The 17,156-nt window shown below is 72.0% G+C and carries 14 protein-coding genes; 9 read left to right on the top strand and 5 right to left on the bottom strand.

Going from position 1 to position 17,156, the window contains the following annotated elements; translation table 11 throughout:
- Positions 1-255 precede the first annotated feature (255 nt).
- On the top strand, positions 256-1,809 hold the full coding sequence (locus QIS96_RS16355; protein ID WP_282543325.1) for an MFS transporter: 1,554 nt from the start codon (positions 256-258) through the stop codon (positions 1,807-1,809).
- A gap of 12 nt (positions 1,810-1,821) precedes the next feature.
- Here QIS96_RS16355 and QIS96_RS16350 read toward each other — a convergent pair whose 3' ends face one another.
- On the bottom strand, positions 1,822-2,685 hold the full coding sequence (locus tag QIS96_RS16350; protein ID WP_282543324.1) for a (2Fe-2S)-binding protein: 864 nt from the start codon (positions 2,683-2,685) through the stop codon (positions 1,822-1,824).
- 176 nt (positions 2,686-2,861) lie between these two features.
- On the opposite strand from QIS96_RS16350, the gene QIS96_RS16345 reads away from it, so the two are divergent.
- Entirely contained in the window at positions 2,862-3,587 is a 726-nt protein-coding gene (locus tag QIS96_RS16345) for a GntR family transcriptional regulator (RefSeq protein ID WP_282543323.1), read from the top strand.
- A 24-nt stretch (positions 3,588-3,611) separates the two neighbouring features.
- Here the strand turns inward: QIS96_RS16345 and QIS96_RS16340 are convergent, their stop codons facing one another.
- The 3 genes from QIS96_RS16340 to QIS96_RS16330 all read right to left on the bottom strand — a co-directional run bounded on the left by QIS96_RS16340 (position 3,612) and on the right by QIS96_RS16330 (position 7,529).
- Complete coding sequence (locus tag QIS96_RS16340) at positions 3,612-4,382, bottom strand: SDR family NAD(P)-dependent oxidoreductase (RefSeq protein WP_282543322.1); 771 nt, start codon at positions 4,380-4,382, stop codon at positions 3,612-3,614.
- Between the two features lie 21 nt (positions 4,383-4,403).
- Complete coding sequence (locus QIS96_RS16335; protein ID WP_282543321.1) at positions 4,404-5,198, bottom strand: hypothetical protein; 795 nt, start codon at positions 5,196-5,198, stop codon at positions 4,404-4,406.
- Positions 5,199-5,849: 651 nt separating this feature from the next.
- Complete coding sequence (locus tag QIS96_RS16330; protein WP_282543320.1) at positions 5,850-7,529, bottom strand: PucR family transcriptional regulator; 1,680 nt, start codon at positions 7,527-7,529, stop codon at positions 5,850-5,852.
- Between the two features lie 313 nt (positions 7,530-7,842).
- Between QIS96_RS16330 and QIS96_RS16325 the strand changes: the two genes are divergently transcribed.
- From QIS96_RS16325 to QIS96_RS16305, 5 genes are all read left to right on the top strand, one after another.
- The gene (locus QIS96_RS16325; RefSeq protein ID WP_282543319.1) at positions 7,843-8,739 is read left to right on the top strand and encodes an FAD binding domain-containing protein; all 897 of its coding nucleotides are present in this window, start codon (positions 7,843-7,845) and stop codon (positions 8,737-8,739) included.
- 2 nt (positions 8,740-8,741) lie between these two features.
- Entirely contained in the window at positions 8,742-9,338 is a 597-nt protein-coding gene (locus QIS96_RS16320) for a (2Fe-2S)-binding protein (protein ID WP_282543318.1), read from the top strand.
- Between the two features lie 2 nt (positions 9,339-9,340).
- The gene (locus QIS96_RS16315; protein ID WP_282543317.1) at positions 9,341-11,734 is read left to right on the top strand and encodes a xanthine dehydrogenase family protein molybdopterin-binding subunit; all 2,394 of its coding nucleotides are present in this window, start codon (positions 9,341-9,343) and stop codon (positions 11,732-11,734) included.
- A 295-nt stretch (positions 11,735-12,029) separates the two neighbouring features.
- Complete coding sequence (locus QIS96_RS16310; RefSeq protein ID WP_282543316.1) at positions 12,030-13,469, top strand: NCS2 family permease; 1,440 nt, start codon at positions 12,030-12,032, stop codon at positions 13,467-13,469.
- 64 nt (positions 13,470-13,533) lie between these two features.
- Positions 13,534-14,697 (top strand): XdhC family protein, encoded by a 1,164-nt coding sequence (locus QIS96_RS16305; RefSeq protein ID WP_282543315.1) that lies wholly within the window; start codon positions 13,534-13,536, stop codon positions 14,695-14,697.
- Positions 14,698-14,707: 10 nt separating this feature from the next.
- Here the strand turns inward: QIS96_RS16305 and QIS96_RS16300 are convergent, their stop codons facing one another.
- Positions 14,708-15,061 (bottom strand): DoxX family protein, encoded by a 354-nt coding sequence (locus QIS96_RS16300; protein ID WP_282543314.1) that lies wholly within the window; start codon positions 15,059-15,061, stop codon positions 14,708-14,710.
- A gap of 106 nt (positions 15,062-15,167) precedes the next feature.
- Here QIS96_RS16300 and QIS96_RS16295 point away from each other — a divergent pair, with 106 nt between their 5' ends.
- Complete coding sequence (locus QIS96_RS16295) at positions 15,168-16,103, top strand: LysR family transcriptional regulator (RefSeq protein ID WP_282543313.1); 936 nt, start codon at positions 15,168-15,170, stop codon at positions 16,101-16,103.
- A 39-nt stretch (positions 16,104-16,142) separates the two neighbouring features.
- Complete coding sequence (locus tag QIS96_RS16290; RefSeq protein WP_282543312.1) at positions 16,143-17,036, top strand: universal stress protein; 894 nt, start codon at positions 16,143-16,145, stop codon at positions 17,034-17,036.
- Positions 17,037-17,156 lie beyond the last annotated feature (120 nt).

The raw sequence follows: 17,156 nt of genomic DNA, 5'->3' as shown, positions 1-17,156 counted from the left end.
CACGGCGCGGATGGGGTACACGTCCTCGAACTGGCCGTCGAGTACGCCCAGTTGAGTTCGAAGACCCGGGTTCCGAAGGGCGGTTTGGGAGGGGGTTTCGGAGGGCGGTGCGGAGGGGCGGCGGCGCATGGGGACAGGGCCGGTCGGCGTCGACGTCGCCCTCTCTTGATCGACTCGCGGCGCCGTGGGCGCGGGACTACCGTCGATGCAGTGAACTGTTCCGTTCACCGCTGACGCAGAGTTGCAAGCAATCCCATGGCGGACTCCGACTCCACCCCCGTGCAGACGGCTGCCGAATCCCCGGAGCGGGGCCGCGGCGGTGGTATCGCACTACTCGTCATCGCCTCGTGTCAGCTGATGGTGGTCCTCGACATCACCATCGTGAACATCGCCCTCCCGCACATCCAGACCTCCCTGGACTTCTCCACCGAGAACCTGTCCTGGGTGATCAACGCCTACACCCTGACCTTCGGCGGTCTGCTGCTCCTCGGCGGGCGGCTCGGCGACATCCTGGGCCGCCGCAGAGTCTTCGTCACCGGCATCCTGATCTTCGTCCTGGCCTCGCTGCTCGGCGGCCTCTCGCAGGAGTCCTGGCAGCTGCTCGCGGCGCGCTCCCTGCAGGGTGTCGGCGGCGCCATCGCATCGCCGACCGCCCTCGCCCTGATCACCACGACGTTCCGCGAAGGACCCGAGCGGAACCGGGCGTTCGGCGTCTTCGCCGCCGTCTCGGCCGGCGGCAGCGCCATCGGCCTGCTCGCGGGCGGACTGCTCGTGGAGTGGCTGGACTGGCGCTGGGTGCTCTTCGTCAACGTGCCCATCGGCCTGCTGATCGCGGCGGCCACCCCGCGCTACATCCGGGAGTCCGAACGGCACCCGGGCCACTTCGACCTCTTCGGCGCGCTCACCTCCACCGCGGGCATGGTGTCGCTCGTCTACGGCTTCATCCGCGCCGCGTCGGACGGCTGGCGCGACGGGGTGACCCTCGCGGCCTTCGGCGCGGCCGTCGTGCTGCTCGCCGTGTTCCTCACGGTCGAACGCCGGTCCAGACAGCCGATCACGCCCCTGCGAATGTTCGAGGACCGCAACCGCGCCGGTACGTACGGGATGATGCTGTGCCTCGCCGCCGCGATGTTCGGGATGTTCTTCTTCCTCACCCTGTTCGTGCAGAACGTGCTGCACTTCAGCCCGCTGCGGGCCGGCCTCGCCTTCCTGCCGGTGAGCGCGATCATCGCGATGGGCGCGGGCTTCGCCTCGCAGCTGCTGCCCAGGTGGGGTCCCAAGCCCTTCATGGTCGGCGGTGCGATCCTGGCGGCGCTCGGGCTCGGCTGGCTGACGCTGACCGATGTGGACAGCACGTACGCGGGGAGCCTGCTCGGTCCGATGCTGGTCTTCGGCTTCGGCATGGGGATGCAGTTCGTGTCGCTGACGCTGATGGCGGTGTCGGGGGTGGCGCCGCAGGAGGCGGGCGCGGCCTCCGGAGTCCTCAACGCCACGCAGCAGGTGGGCGGTTCGCTCGGCCTGTCCATCCTGGTCACGGTCTACGGCACGGCCAGCCGCAACGAGGCCGAGGACCAGGTCCCGCAGTTCCTCGCGCAGGCGACTCAGGCCGAGAAGCTCGCGTTCGCCAGAACCAAGGACCTCCCGGCGCCGTGGAGCGACCGCGTGCTCGCCACGGGCGTCTCCAGCGCCTTCATCGTCGCCGCCGTCCTCGCGGTGATCGCCGCCCTGATCGCCGTGCTCGTCATCCAGGTACGGGCCAGCGACCTGGAACGCCTTCAGGGCAACGGGGCCACGCCGTTCGGCAGTTAGGGGGCCGCCTGGTCAGCGGGTGACGCCGGCCGTCAGTCGCTCCACGCGCTGCGCGTCGCAGGTGCGGGGGCAGGTGACGCAGGTGTCCTCGGGGCGCAGCGTGTAGAAGAGGCAGCAGCTGGCCCGGTCCCGCGTGGGCAGCGACTCGCCGTTCGGGCCGGTGAGTTCACGGAACGCGGCCGCGCCGACGTACGGCTTCGTGGTGCCCGGAAGGAGCTGTTCGAGCTCCGCCATGGCGCGGTGCTCCTCGCCGAGGAGATGCGCCACGTACCAGAGGCCCTCGACGATCTCGTCCGTCGCCATGCCCCACAGGGCGCGCGGGCCGCGGCGCATCCGCGGCCGGAAGCCGTCGAGGACCGGGCCCAGATGCTCGGCGACCGCCGCGCGGACCTCCGCGCGCAGCGCCTCCTCGTCGGGCACGACCCGTGCACCCGGCGCGTCGGCAGCCGGATCGTCCGGCAGACAGGCGAAGTCCTGGACGCGGACGGCCATCCGGCCGAGGGAGCGCTGGAAGGTGACGTTCGCCACGGGGAACCGCGGCACCCGGCGCAGCAGGAACCACGGCACGGTGATCAGCAGACAGGCCGGCCACGCGTACCGGTGCAGTCCGAAGCTGGCGATCACGTCCGGGCGGGCCTGCTGCTTGTAGTCCCGCAGGATCTGCGCGTTGTCCCACGCGAGGAACGCGTCGAGGTCGGCCCCGCCCTCCGCGAGCCGGGCGGCGGCGACCCAGCCGCCGTCCTGGGGGGCCTCCTCGTCCGGCCGCAGCTCCTGGAACCGCAGTCCGGGAAAGACCTCGGTCAGACGGCCGTACGCTTCCGCGACGGGCGAGGGACCCGGTCGTACGGCGTCTGGAGCCAGGGCGGGCAGGAGCATGCTGGACCACCGATTTCTAGCGATCATTTGCAGGTAAGCCTTACCTTACCCGACGGATCCGAGGTTTGAACTGGAGCCCGGCCCGCATAGGCTCCCGCGAGGCGTTGCATTGATTGCAATGCCCCTGCGCCCCGACCCGGCGCCCCGACCCGTACATCGCACCGAGGAGGACCCGAGTGGAGCAGGCCCGACCGTGGTCCACCGGTACGTCCCCGGCCGCGCACGGGCGTGTCCCGGAGCAGGCGCGCGGTGACGACACCCGTACGGGGCCGGCCCGGCAGGTGCGAAGGCACTCGGTGCGCGGGCAGGTGCTCGAAGCGCTGCGGGCCGCGCTGGTCAGCGGCGAACTCGTGGCCGGAGAGGTGTACTCGGCGCCGGCGCTCGGCGAACGGTTCGGGGTCTCGGCGACCCCGGTGCGCGAGGCCATGCAGCGGCTCGCACACGAGGGCGCCGTCGAGGTCGTGCCCAACCGGGGCTTCCGGGTCGTCGAGCGCTGCCCGCGCGAACTGGCCGAACTCGCCGAGATCCGGGCCCTGTTGGAGGTTCCGGTGATGCTGCGCCTGGCCCGCAGTGAGCCCGCGGAGCGCTGGGCCGAGCTGCGGCCGCTCGCCGAGGACACCTCGGCCGCGGCGGCCCGCGGTGACCTGGCGGCGTACGTCGACGCCGACCGCGCCTTCCACCGGGCGATCCTCTCCCTCGCCGGCAACCGGCAACTCCTGCTCATCGCCGACGACCTGCACCGCCGCTCCCAGTGGCCGCTCGCCTCGGGCCCGGTGCACCGCCGCCGCGCCGACCTGGTGGCCGACGCGGCGGAGCACACCGCACTCCTGGACGCCCTGGTGGCCCAGGACCTCGCGGTGGTGGGCGAGTTGGTACGGGAGCACTTCACGCAGGCACCGTGAGCGGCCCCGCCTGATGGTGAATGCCTAGTGGACGGAGAAGCCGCCGTCCACGAACAGCGTCTGCCCGTTCACGTAGCGCGCCGCGTCGCCGGCCAGGAACACCGCCGCGCCCGCGCAGTCCTCGGCCTCGCCGTTGCGGCCCGCCATGGTGCGCGCCGCCAACTCCTCGGCCCGGCCCGGCACGGAGAAGGCGGGCTCGCTCAGCGGCGTACGGACGAAACCCGGCGCGATCGCGTTCACGCACACCCCGTACGGGGCCCAGGCCTCCGCCTGGGAGCGGGTGAGGCCGCAGATCGCCGCCTTGGAGACCCCGTACGCACCGCTGTTGCCGAAGGCGCGGATCGACTGCTGCGAGGCGAGGTGCACGATCCGGCCCCAGCCGCGCTCGGCCATCCTCGGTCCGAAGCGCTGCCCGAGCAGGAACGGGGCGTCCAGGTTCACCGCCATGGTCAGGTCCCAGTCCTGCTCGCTCAGCTCGTCGAGCGGCGGCCGCAGGTTGATTCCGGCGGAGGTGACGAGGATGTCGGGTTCGCCGTACGCCTCGGTGACCCGGTCGGCGGCGGCGCGCAGCGCGTCCCGGTCGCCGAGGTCGGCGCCGACCCAATCCGCTCTGCGGCCGAGGGAGTTGATCTCCTCGGCCGCCTCCTTCAGCGGCTCCTCCCGCCGCGCCATCAGTACGACATGGGCCCCGGCCCCGGCGAGCGCATGCGCGACGGCCCGCCCGATGCCGGAACTGCCGCCGGTGACGAGGGCGGTGCGCCCCGCGAGGCCGAAGTGCTGTTCGAGGTAGTTCATGGGACGAGTCTGCAGCGGCCGTTACGCGGCCGGTGCGGGCGGGGTCAACTGGGCGGTCAGCCAGGTGGGTACGTTGCCGAGCAGCCGGAAGAGCCGGGTCGCCTCGGCCCGCAGCCGGGTGGCCTCCGGCTCGGTCTCGGCCTCGGCGAGGGAGGTCAGGGCGGGCGCCGTACCGACGAGGAAGCCGAGCTCCTCGCGGATCCGCAGCGACTCCGCGAAACCGTGCCGCGCCTCGGCCAACTCGCCGTCGCGCAGGGCGAGTCCGGCGAGATGACGCCAGGTCGAGGAGAGCAGCAGGCGGTCCCCCTGGGCGGTGGCGCCCGCGTGGGCGCGGCGGTAGGCGGCGCGGGCGGCCTGCGGCGAGTCGGCGAGGTGCTCGGCGATCAGGCCGCGCCGGTAGTCGAGCAGGGGGCGGGCCGTCGCGCCCGGTGCGAGCAGGGCGGCGGCGCGGCCGAGGGCGGCACGGGCCTCGTCGGATCGGTCGCGTACGCCCAGGACCGTTGCGGCGTACGCGAGTTGACCGCGTTCGCAGGCGGCGGCGCCGCGCTCGTCGTCCGTGCCGGCGAGGGCCTCGGCGGCGCGCAGGGCGTCCTCGGCGTCGCTCCAGCCCTGCTCGGTGAAGAGGCAGCGCTCCACGAGGAGGGCGGTGCGCTGGAGGGCGGCGGGTGGGCTGTCGTCGGGCTGGAGCAGGGCCGCCGCGTCGGTCCAGCAGCCGCGCGACCGCAGGCGCCAGACCGCGTTCTGGACTGCGGATGCGCGGGCGCCGGGGGCGGGGCCGCTCGGTGCGGGTGTGGGCACGGAACCTGAATCAGACATGGCGGTGTCCGCCACATTCCCCTCCCCGGGCGCGTCATTGAGCTGTGGCGTGCATCTCAGCATGGATTCCCGTGGGGAGCCAAGGGGGTGGGTGAAGGAATTCACAAACTGATTGCTTCCGCTATGCGGAAGGTTGTGACGGCCTGCATCAGGCTCCTGCAGCCTCCGGGCTTCGCCCCGTCCCCGGCCGTCGTTCGTCCGCCGCGCCGTCGTGGCCGCTCGCGCAGTTCCCCGCGCCCCTGAAAACCGGGGCTGCGCCCCGTTCCCGGTTGTTGTTCGTCTGCTGCGCGGTGGGGGCTGGTCACGCAGTTCCCCGCGCCCCTTTCGGGGCGCTTGTCGCAGCCCTTGCCCGGAAGAATCGGCTCCCACTCAGTGTCTGGGGGTGGGCCAAGTCCAGCCGCAGTCCGTGAAATTCAGCCTCTCCGGCGTTTGAGGAGCGGGGGTTCCGGGGGCTGGCCCCCGGGATGGGGTCCGGGGCTGAGCCCCGTGGTGGGGTCCAGGGGCGGCAGCCCCGGGTGGGGGGCTGGGGGCGGCAGCCCCCAGGGGCTGTCCGCAGGACTTTCGGGGACGGGCGGGGTGGGGGAGAGGTTGGGGCTGTTGCCGTCACCCTCGGGTACGGGGGAGTGGGGGGAGGAGCCCCCCCCGCACCCCCTAGCTCATGCGCAGCGCCAGAAAGAAGTCCAGCTTGTCCTCCAGGCGCGAGAGGTCGCGGCCTGTCAGTTGTTCGATGCGGCCCACCCGGTAGCGGAGCGTGTTGACGTGGAGGTGGAGGCGGGTGGCGCAGCGGGTCCAGGAGCCGTCGCTGTCGAGGAACGCCTCCAGGGTGGGGATGAGCTCCGCGCGGTGGCGGCGGTCGTAGTCGCGGAGGGGGTCCAGGAGGCGGGCCGTGAACGCGCGGCGGACGTCGTCGGGGACGAAGGGGAGGAGCAGGACGTGGGAGGCGAGTTCCTGGTGGCCGGCGGCGCAGACCCGGCCGGGGCGTGCCGCGGCGACGCGGCGGGCGTGCCGGGCCTCTTCGAGGGCCCCGCGCAGCCCCTCCGCGGAGTGCACGGACGCGCTGACGCCGAGGGTGAGCCGCCCGTCGCCGTCGAGGCCGCCCGAGAGCGGGTCGCGGACCGTGTCCAACAGGGCGTCCGCGAGCAGGCCGGGCTCCGCGCCGTCGTGGTCGGCGGCGACCGCGGGCAACGGTACGAGGGCGATCGCCTCGTCGCCGGTGTGTGCGACGGCGATCCGGTCGGAGGGCTCGGGGCCCGCGGCCTGCGGGTCGACCAGGATCTCCTCCAGGAGCGACTGGGCGACCGGGCCGCCCTCGACGTCCCCGCCGTCCCACTCGACCCGGGCCACCACGACCTGCCAGTGCGGGGCAGCGCCGAGGCCGGGAAGCAGCACGGGGGCCGCGACCCGCAGGCGGGCGGCGATCTCGGCGGGGGCCGCGCCCGTCTGGACCAGTTCCAGGACTTCCTGGGCGAGGCGGCGGCGCACCGTACGGGCCGCGTCGCGGCGGTCGCGCTCCACGGCGATCAGCTGGGTGACGCCCTGGAGGAGGTCGAGGCGCTCCTCGGGCCAGTCGCCCGCGTCCGCCTCGACGGCGAGGAACCAGTCGGACAGGACCGTCTCGCGTACGTCCCGGGAGGCCGCCGTGCCCGTACCGCGCCCGCTGTTGCGGATGGGGAAGAGGGAGTACGTCGTGCCGTGGGAGGAGACGCGGTGCGGGCCTCTGCGACCGGTGCGGGAGGCCGCCAGGTGTTCCGCTGCCAGGGAGGCGCAGACCGGCGTGGGCAGTGCCGCGCCCGAGCCGCCGGAGCCGGCGATGGGGCGGCCGGTGGGGGAGAGCACCCAGGCCCGCAGGTCGAGGTCGGTACCGAGCAGGTCGAGGACCACGTCCGGACCGCCGCCCGCCGGGCCTGAGGTCATCATGCGCCGGTGCCGGTCGACGACCGCGGCCAGGTCGCCCGCGCGCTCACCGGAGACCTGGCGGACCACGTGCTCGGTGATGGTGGCGAAGGCGACGCTCTCGTTGACCGCGAACAGCGGGAGCCGGTGCCGCGCGCAGGCGGCGACCAAGTCCTCGGGAACCGCGCCCAGTTCGGCCTCGCCCGCGGCGAGCGCGGCCACGCCGGCCGCGGCGAGGATGCGGGCGAACGGCTCCGAGTCGGAGGGGTCCTTGCGCCAGGCCAGGCCCGTGAGGACCAGTTCGCCGCCGGAGAGGTAGCGGCTCGGGTCCCGTAGGTCCGTGGTCATGACGCCGCGGACCGTCCGGTCCAGCTCGTCCTCGCCGCCAAGGAGTCGCAGCCCCAGCGCGTCGGTCTCCATCAGTGCGCGCAGCCGCATCTGGTCGCCGCCGATCCTGTCTCGAACTTGTCGTTGATCATGGTCAGAGCTTCAGCCGGAATTCGTCGGGATTGCTGAGCCCTGCCTTTCATACGAATCTACAAGATGGGCCGGGTCACCAGCCAACTCCTTCATGGTTTCGGTGACTGACCCCGGGAGGGCGTAGAGCGGTGTACTAACGCCATTCCGCGTTAACAGCACATGAACGAGTCACACGAGTACCAGGGCCTCAGGGCCCGGGGCTCGCACGAGCACCAGGGTCGAGGGCCCGAGGCTCGCACCGAAGACCCGATTACGAAGAAGAGAGCCGCTCATGGACTTCCTTCGCCCCGCCAGCTGGGAGGAGGCGCTCGCCGCCAAGGCCGAGCACCCCACAGCTGTGCCGATTGCGGGTGGCACCGATGTGATGGTCGAGATCAACTTCGACCACCGTCGCCCCGAGTACCTCCTGGACCTCAACCGCATCAGCGAGCTCCAGGACTGGCACGTGGGGGAGGAGACCGTCCAGCTCGGCGCCTCCGTTCCGTACACCAAGATCATGGAGAATCTCCGGACCGAGCTGCCGGGCCTCGCGCTCGCCTCGCACACCGTAGCGTCCCCGCAGATCCGCAACCGCGGCGGCGTCGGCGGCAACCTCGGCACCGCCTCGCCCGCCGGTGACGCGCACCCCGCGCTGCTCGCCGCCGACTGCGAGGTCGAGGTCGAGTCGCAGGCCCGGGGCAGCCGGCTGATCCCGATCGACGCGTTCTACACGGGCGTGAAGCGCAACGCCCTGGAGGCCGACGAGCTGATCAAGTCGGTGCACATCAAGAAGGCCGACGGCCCGCAGCAGTACTCCAAGGTGGGTACCCGGAATGCCATGGTCATCGCCGTGTGCGCCTTCGGCATCGCGCTGCACCCCGAGACCCGCACCGTGCGTACGGGCATCGGTTCGGCCGCCCCCACGCCGATCCGGGCGAAGGCGGCCGAGGAGTTCCTGAACTCCGCGCTCGAAGAGGGCGGCTTCTGGGACAACGGAAAGATCATCACCCCGTCGATCGCGAAGCAGTTCGCCGAGCTCTGCTCCGGCGCCGCCAACCCGATCGACGACGTCCGCGGCACCGCGAGCTATCGCAAGCACGCCGTGGGCATCATGGCCCGCCGCACGCTCGGCTGGACCTGGGAGTCGTACCGCAGCGGCAAGGGCCGTGGCGCGGAAGGAGTTGCGTGACCATGCGCGTCAATTTCACGGTCAACGGCCGTCAGCAGGAAGCCGACGACGTGTGGGAGGGCGAGTCCCTGCTCTACGTCCTGCGTGAGCGGATGGGGCTGCCCGGCTCCAAGAACGCCTGCGAGCAGGGCGAGTGCGGTTCGTGCACCGTTCGTCTCGACGGGGTGCCGGTGTGCTCCTGTCTGGTCGCCGCCGGTCAGGCCGAGGGCCGCGAGGTCGTCACGGTCGAGGGCCTCGCCGGCTTCGCCAAGCAGCGTGCCGAGCACGGCGGTTGTGCCTCGGGCGCGTGTGGTTCCGAGGGCGGCACGTCTCTGCAGGCCGCTCAGCAGTGGTCCGCCAAGGGCACCGACTCGCAGACCGGCGAGGGCACCGAACTGTCCCCCGTACAGCAGGCGTTCATCGACGCCGGCGCCGTCCAGTGCGGCTTCTGCACCCCGGGTCTGCTCGTCGCGGCCGACGAGCTCCTGGAGCGCAACGAGTCGCCGTCCGACGCGGACATCCGCGAGGCGCTCTCCGGCAACCTCTGCCGCTGCACCGGATACGAGAAGATCCTGGACGCCGTCCGCCTCGCCGCGGCCCGTCAGGGAGAGGCGGTCTGATCATGGCTGGAACCAAGACCACGACCGGTGCGCCCACCGACGTCACCCAGAAGCACAATCAGGGCGGCATCGGCGAGTCCACGCTCCGCCCCGACGGCACCCTCAAGGTCACCGGCGAGTTCGCGTACTCCTCGGACATGTGGCACGAGGACATGCTCTGGGGCCAGACGCTCCGCTCCACCGTCGCGCACGCCGAGATCGTGTCCATCGACACCTCCGAGGCGCTCGCCATGGCCGGCGTGTACGCGGTCCTGACGTACGACGACCTGCCGGCCGAGATGAAGAACTACGGCCTGGAGATCCAGGACACCCCGGTCCTCGCGCACGGCAAGGTCCGCCACCACGGCGAGCCCGTCGCCCTCGTCGCCGCCGACCACCCGGAGACCGCGCGCCGCGCAGCCGCGAAGATCAAGATCGAGTACCGCGAGCTGCCCGTCATCACCGACGAGGCCTCCGCGCTCGCCGAGGACGCGGTGCTCGTCCACGAGGGCCGCGACGACGAGTACATCGAGTGGGTCTCCCACCCGAACATCGTCCACAACCAGCCGATCATCCGCGGCAACGCCGAAGAGGCCGCCAAGAAGGCCGACTTCGTCGTCAAGGGCGAGTACACCTTCGGCATGCAGGACCAGGCCTTCCTCGGCCCGGAGTCCGGCCTCGCCGTGCCGGCCGAGGACGGCGGCGTCGACCTCTACGTCGCCACCCAGTGGCTGCACTCCGACCTGGAGCAGATCGCCCCGGTCCTCGGCCTGCCCGAGGAGAAGGTGCGGATGACGCTCTCCGGCGTCGGCGGCGCGTTCGGCGGCCGCGAGGACATCTCGATGCAGATCCACGCCTGCCTGCTCGCGCTCCGCACGGGCAAGCCGGTGAAGATCGTCTACAACCGCTTCGAGTCGTTCTTCGGCCACGTCCACCGCCACCCGGCGAAGCTGTACTACGAGCACGGCGCCACCAAGGACGGCAAGCTCACGCACATGAAGTGCCGCATCGTCCTGGACGGCGGCGCCTACGCCTCGGCCTCCCCGGCGGTCGTCGGCAACGCCTCGTCCCTGTCGGCCGGTCCGTACGTGATCGACGACGTCGACATCGAGGCCGTCGCCCTCTACACCAACAACCCGCCCTGCGGCGCGATGCGCGGCTTCGGCGCCGTCCAGGCCTGCTTCGCCTACGAGGCCCAGATGGACAAGCTCGCCGACGAGGTGGGCATGGACCGGGTCGAGTTCCGCCAGCTCAACGCGATGGAGCAGGGCACGATCATGCCGACCGGGCAGCCGGTCGACTCGCCCGCCCCGGTCGCCGAGATCCTGCGCCGCGTCAAGGCCCGCCCGCTGCCGCCCGAGCGCCAGTGGGAGGTCGCCGACGGCGACGCCGACGTGCGCGAACTGCCCGGCGGCCTCTCCAACACCACGCACGGCGAAGGCGTCGTACGCGGTGTGGGCTACGCGGTCGGCATCAAGAACGTCGGCTTCTCCGAGGGCTTCGACGACTACTCCACCGCCAAGGTGCGCATGGAGGTCATCAACGGCGAGCCCGTCGCCACCGTGCACACCGCGATGGCGGAGGTCGGCCAGGGCGGCATCACCGTGCACGCCCAGATCGCCCGCACCGAGCTCGGCGTCCAGCAGGTCACCATCCACCCCGCCGACACCCAGGTGGGCTCGGCCGGTTCGACCTCCGCGTCCCGCCAGACGTACGTCACCGGCGGCGCCGTGAAGAATTCCTGCGAGCTCGTCCGCGAGAAGGTCCTGGAGATCGGCCGGCGCAAGTACGGCTCGTACCACCCGGCGTGGGCCACGGCCGAACTCCTCCTGGAGGGCGGCAAGGTCGTCACCGACGGCGGCGAGGCGCTCGCCGACCTGGCCGAGCTCCTCGAGGGCGAGACCGTCGAGATCGAGGCCGAGTGGCGGCACCGTCCTACCGTGGCCTTCGACAAGCGGACCGGCCAGGGCAACGGACACGTCCAGTACTCGTTCGCCGCGCACCGCGCCGTCGTCGAGGTGGACACCGAGCTCGGCCTGGTCAAGGTCATCGAACTGGCCACCGCCCAGGACGTCGGCAAGGCCCTCAACCCGCTCTCCGTGGTCGGCCAGATCCAGGGTGGCACCACCCAGGGCCTGGGTGTCGCGGTGATGGAGGAGATCGTCGTCGACCCCAAGACCGCGAAGGTGCGCAACCCCTCCTTCACGGACTACCTGATCCCGACCATCCTCGACACCCCGACCATCCCGGTGGACGTGCTCGAGCTGGCGGACCCGAACGCGCCCTACGGCCTCCGTGGCATGGGCGAGGCTCCGACCCTCTCCTCGACTCCGGCCGTCCTCGCGGCGATCCGGAACGCGACGGGCCTGGAGCTCAACAAGACGCCGGTGCGACCCGAGCACCTCACCGGCACCTGATCCGACGGGGGCGCCGCGGCTCTTCCGAGGCCGCGGCGGGCCCGACGGTCGACGCAGCACCAAGTGGCCCCGCCCCATGGGGCGTTCGGCCGCCGCAGCACCACGTGACCCCGCCCCACGGGGTCGCCGCAAGCCGCAAGTGAAGCGAGGTCCGGGGGAGTTGGCTCCCCCCGATTCCCCCGGACCTCCCAGTTCGTCTCGGGCCGTCCCCCGGGTCGTGCAGCCAAGCAACATCCCAAATTCCGCAGCGCAGGAACGTGTGCGGATGCCCCTGTGAACCTTGGGAGAAGGCCCCATGACCCAGTCGTCAGTGGAGCCCAAGACGGTCGCGGAGGACGCGGGCAACGGCTCGCGCATCCCCGCCGGCAGGTCTTGGCTCGACCGGTATTTCCACATATCCAACCGAGGATCGACGGTCGCGCGTGAGGTGCGCGGCGGCATCACCACCTTCATGGCGATGGCCTACATCCTCCTGCTCAACCCGCTGCTGCTCGGCGGTGAGGACGCGCTCGGCAACAAGATGAGCCAGCCGGCGCTGATCACCGCCACCGCTCTGGCAGCCGCGGTCACCACCCTGGCGATGGGCTTCATCGGCAAGGTCCCGCTGGCGCTCGCCGCGGGTCTCAGCGTCTCCGGCGTCCTGTCCACCCAGGTCGCCCCCGACATGTCGTGGCCGCAGGCCATGGGCATGTGCGTGATCTACGGCGTCGTGATCATGCTTCTGGTCGCCACCGGCGTACGAGAAGTGATCATGAACGCGATTCCGCTGCCCCTGAAGCACGGCATCACCATGGGCATCGGACTCTTCATCGCGATGATCGGCTTCGTGAACGCCGGCTTCGTGGGCAAGGGCGAAGGCGGTCCCGTCACCCTCGGTGTCGGTGGCCATCTGAGCGGCTGGCCGGTCGCGCTCTTCGCGGGCACCCTGATCCTCATCTTCATGCTGCAGGCCCGGAAGGTGCCGGGAGCGATCCTCCTCGGCATCGTCGTCGGCACCGTGGTCTCCGTCGGGGCCACCGCCGCCGGACTGATCTCCGAGAAGGAGTGGGGCGGCAAGGCCCCGGTCCTGAACGGCAGCCCCGTCTCCATGCCGGACTTCGGACTCTTCGGCAACATCGAGTTCGGCGGCTGGGAGAAGCTCGGCGCCACCACCGTCGGCATGATCGTCTTCACCCTGGTGCTCGCCGGCTTCTTCGACGCGATGGCCACCATCATCGCCGTCGGCCAGGAGGCCAAGCTCGCCGACGACCGCGGGCGGATGCCGGGCCTCAACAAGGCCCTGTTCATCGACGGCGCCGGCGGCGCGGTCGGCGGTGTGGCCGGAGCCTCCGGTCAGACCGTGTTCATCGAGTCGGCCTCCGGCGTCGGCGAAGGCGCCCGCACGGGCCTCTCCGCCACCGTCACCGGACTGTTCTTCGCCGCCTGCCTGTTCTTCACGCCGCTCACCCAGCTCGTGCCGAACCAGGTCGCCTCGGCCGCGCTCGTCGTCATCGGCGCGATGATGCTGCAGAACGCCCGCCACGTGGACTGGACCGACTGGTCAGTGGCCGCCCCGGTGTTCCTCACCGTCGTCCTGATGCCGTTCACGTACACCATCACCGCCGGTGTCGGCTGCGGCGTCATCGCCTACTGCGCGATCAAGCTCGCGCAGGGCAAGTGGCGCGACCCGAGCATCTTCATGTGGATCCTGTCGGCCGTGTTCATCTTCTACTTCGCCACCGGATCCGGGCACTAGCACCATCTATTCGCGGAACGCTTTCGCGCCCCGCCCCACGTATCGTTTTCTGAAGGAGGCCGACATGCTGGACATCGCCGAGGAACTGAACCGGTGGGTCGAGCAGGGACGTGACTTCGCGATCGCCACCGTCGTGGCGGTCAGCGGCAGCGGTCCCCGTCAGCCCGGTGCCGCACTCGCCGTGGACAGCGAGGGCACCGCCATCGGATCGGTATCGGGCGGGTGCGTCGAAGGCGCCGTGTACGAGCTGTGCCAGCAAGCGCTCCAGGACGGCCAGTCCGTCGTCGAGCGCTTCGGCTACAGCGACGAGGACGCCTTCGCCGTGGGCCTGACCTGCGGCGGAATCATCGACATCCTCGTCACCCCGGTACCCGCGGACGCTCCGGGACGGGGAGTGTTCGCGGCCGCGCTGGCCGCCGCCGCCTCTGGTGAGGCGGCGGCGGTCGCGCGGATCACCGACGGCCCGTCCGAACTGCTCGGCCGAGCCCTCCTCGTACGCCCCGACGGGACGTACGAGGGCGGCTTCGGCGGCCACCCCGAGCTCGACCGCACCGCGGCCGCCGAGGCCGGGGCCCTCCTTGACGCGGGCCGCACCGGCACCGTCGGGATAGGCGAGGACGGCTCCCGCTGCGGCCGCCCCCTCACCCTGCTCGTCGAGTCCTCCGTGCCCGCACCCCGGATGATCGTCTTCGGCGCCATCGACTTCGCCTCCGCACTCGTCCGCATGGGCAAGTTCCTCGGCTACCACGTCACCGTCTGCGACGCCCGCCCGATCTTCGCGACCCGCACCCGCTTCCCCGAGGCCGACGACCTCGTCGTCGAGTGGCCGCACAAGTTCCTGCAGCGCGAGCACGAGGCCGGCGGCATCGACGCCCGCACCGTCCTCTGCGTCCTCACCCACGACGCCAAGTTCGACGTCCCCCTGCTCGAACTCGCCCTGCGCCTACCCGTGGCGTACGTCGGCGCGATGGGCTCGCGCCGCACCCACGAGGACCGCAACCGCCGGCTGCGCGAAGTCGGCGTCTCCGAGCTGGAGTTGACCCGCCTGCGCTCCCCGATCGGCCTCGACCTCGGCGCCCGTACGCCCGAGGAGACGGCCCTGTCCATCGCCTCGGAGATCGTGGCGAACCGGCGCGGCGGCAGCGGCGTCTCCCTCACCGGCGCGCACACCCCGATCCACCACGACGGCCAGGAGCCGCCCACGGGACGCATCGGATCGGTCGCCTGACGCGTCCGCGCTACGAGGCCCCGACGCCCAGCCACAGCGTCACCGCCGAGAGCGCCAGGAGCACGGCAGGGGCCCACATCGTGGAGTACACGCGGGCCCGGACATGCGTCAGCACCGCGCCGACGAAGAGCAGCACAAGCCCCACCCCCGCAGCGACGCCCAGCCAGCGCCAGCCCGCGAGCCCCAGGAGCAGCCCGCCCGTGGCCGCGACCTTCGGCACCCCGAGCGGCGCGACCCACGAGACGGGCACGTTCACCGCCGCCGAGGTTTCGAGGACGGCAGGAGCGCGACGCAGATCGAGCACCCCGATCGCTCCGACGACGAGGGCGGTGAAGACGGTGACGACGACGTACGCGAGAAACATGGCTCAGCCCTTCCGGCTCTGCGCGGACCACAGCGGCGGCCCCGTGTCTCGACCCTCGCCCCACCCCCGTCTGGCCGTCCAATACCTGCATCCATAACCTGACGGCATGGATGTCGACTCGCGTCTGCTGCGCTCCTTCGCCGCCGTGGCCGAGGAGGGCAACCTGACCCGCGCCGCCGAGCGCCTCTACGTCTCCCAGCCCGCTCTGACCAAGCAGATCAAGCAACTTGAGCAGCTCCTCGGCGTGCGGCTCTTCACCCGCTCCCGCGCCGGCATGGCCCTCACCGGACCGGGCCGCGCCCTCGCCGCCCGCACCCCGGACGTCCTCGCCGCCGTCGACACCGCCGTACGCGAGACCCGCAGCGCCGGGCGGGCCGAGGCGCGGGTGCTGCGCGTCGGGTTCCTCGCCAGCGCCGCCAACGAGGCCACGCAGGACATCGTCGCCGACTTCGGCCGCCGCCGGCCCGGACTGCGGGTCGAGCTGCGCCAGGCCGCCTGGTCCAACCCGACGGCGGGGCTCGCCGACGGCGAGGTGGACGCGGCCCTGCTCCGGCTGCCGTTCCCGGGCCAGGACACGTACCGCGTGGAGGTGCTGCTCACCGAGGAGCGGGTCGCCGTACTGCCGTCCACGCATGCGCTCGCCGGGCGCGCCCGGCTCGACTTCCGGGAGCTGTGGGACGAGCCGTTCATCGCCGCCCCGCCCACGACGGGGCCGTTCTGCGACTACTGGCTCGCGGTCGAGGCCCGGCCCGCCGACCGCCCGGTGAAGATCGGCGCGGTCACCGACCAGCCCGACGAATGGCTGAGCGCCATCGCCAACGGCTACGGGGTCGCGCTCGCCCCGGCGTCGGCGGCCCGCTTCTACGCCAGGCCGGGTGTGAGCTACGTCCCGGTCGACGGCGTCGCACCCACCTCGGTCGGCGTCGCCTGGGCCCCCGCGGACGACGAGAACCCGGTGGTCAGGGACTTCGTCCGGAGCTGTCTGCGGGCGGTCGGAGAGGGCCCGGCCGGCCCGACCGGCTCTCCGACGACGGGACCTTAGGCCCTGCCGAAGGCGGCCGTCCGCCCGCACGCTGGGGGCATGAGTACGAGCGCCTCCACGCCGAGCGCCCCGAGAGCGAACGGCGGCCCGATCCTGGCCGCCGTCGACGGTTCCGAACCCAGCCTCAAGGCCCTGACCTGGGCGGTCGACGCGGCTCTCGGCCACGGCAGGGAGGTCGTCGCGGCACATGTCCGCACCGGCCGCGACTCCTCCGCCCCCGATCTCGTACGGGCCAGGATCGAGGAGACCGTCGCCGCGTACGGGGAGCGGACGCCGCCCGTGCGGTACGTGGCGGTCGACGGCGCGCCCGCGAGCGCACTCTGCGAGCTCGCCGACGAGGCCGCGCTCCTCGTCCTCGGCTCGCGCGGCCTCGGCGGATTCGCGGCGCTGCTGCTCGGCTCCAACGGCCGCAAGTGCGCGGCGCAGGCCCCGTGCCCGGTGGTCGTCGTACCGCACGAGTCCCGCGCCGCCCATGCCGCGCAGGGCGGGCCGCCCGGCCGTGTGGTCCTCGGCCTCGACCCGGAGGAGACCGCCGACGAGGTCATCGACTTCGCCTTCGCGGGGGCGGCCCGGCGGGGCGTGGAGCTCCAGGTCGTCTCCACGTACCGGGTGCCGCTGCGGGCCCTGACGACGATGGGCGACCTGGTCCCCGGCGACGCGGCGGACGCGCGCAGGGCGGGGCTCGCCCTGACGGCGGGCCAGCGGGAACGCCTCACCGCGTTCGCGGAGCGCTATCCGAAGGTCGCGGTCGACCCGGTGGTCGCCCCCGCCGACCCGGCGGGCCGCCTCGTCACCGCGTCCCGTACGGCCGACCTCCTGGTAGTCGGCCGCCATCGCCGCCGTCTCACCACGGACACGCTGATCATGGGCTCGGTCGCCAACGCGGTGCTGTTGCACGCACATTGTGCGGTCGCGGTGGTGCCGGGCCGCTGATCCTGCGGTCGGTACGGGGCTTCGGCGCACGGGTTGTTGGTATACAAATCTGCTTGCAGCGTGCATCATTCAACTCACCCCCCACGCCTGTCACTTGTGTGCCTTTGTGTGTACCGACGT

It is taken from the genome of Streptomyces cavernicola, assembly GCF_029968035.1.
Lineage (GTDB): Bacteria > Actinomycetota > Actinomycetes > Streptomycetales > Streptomycetaceae > Streptomyces > Streptomyces cavernicola.
Note: the sequence above shows the minus strand (reverse complement) of the source record. Positions and strands in the feature narration are given on the sequence as shown.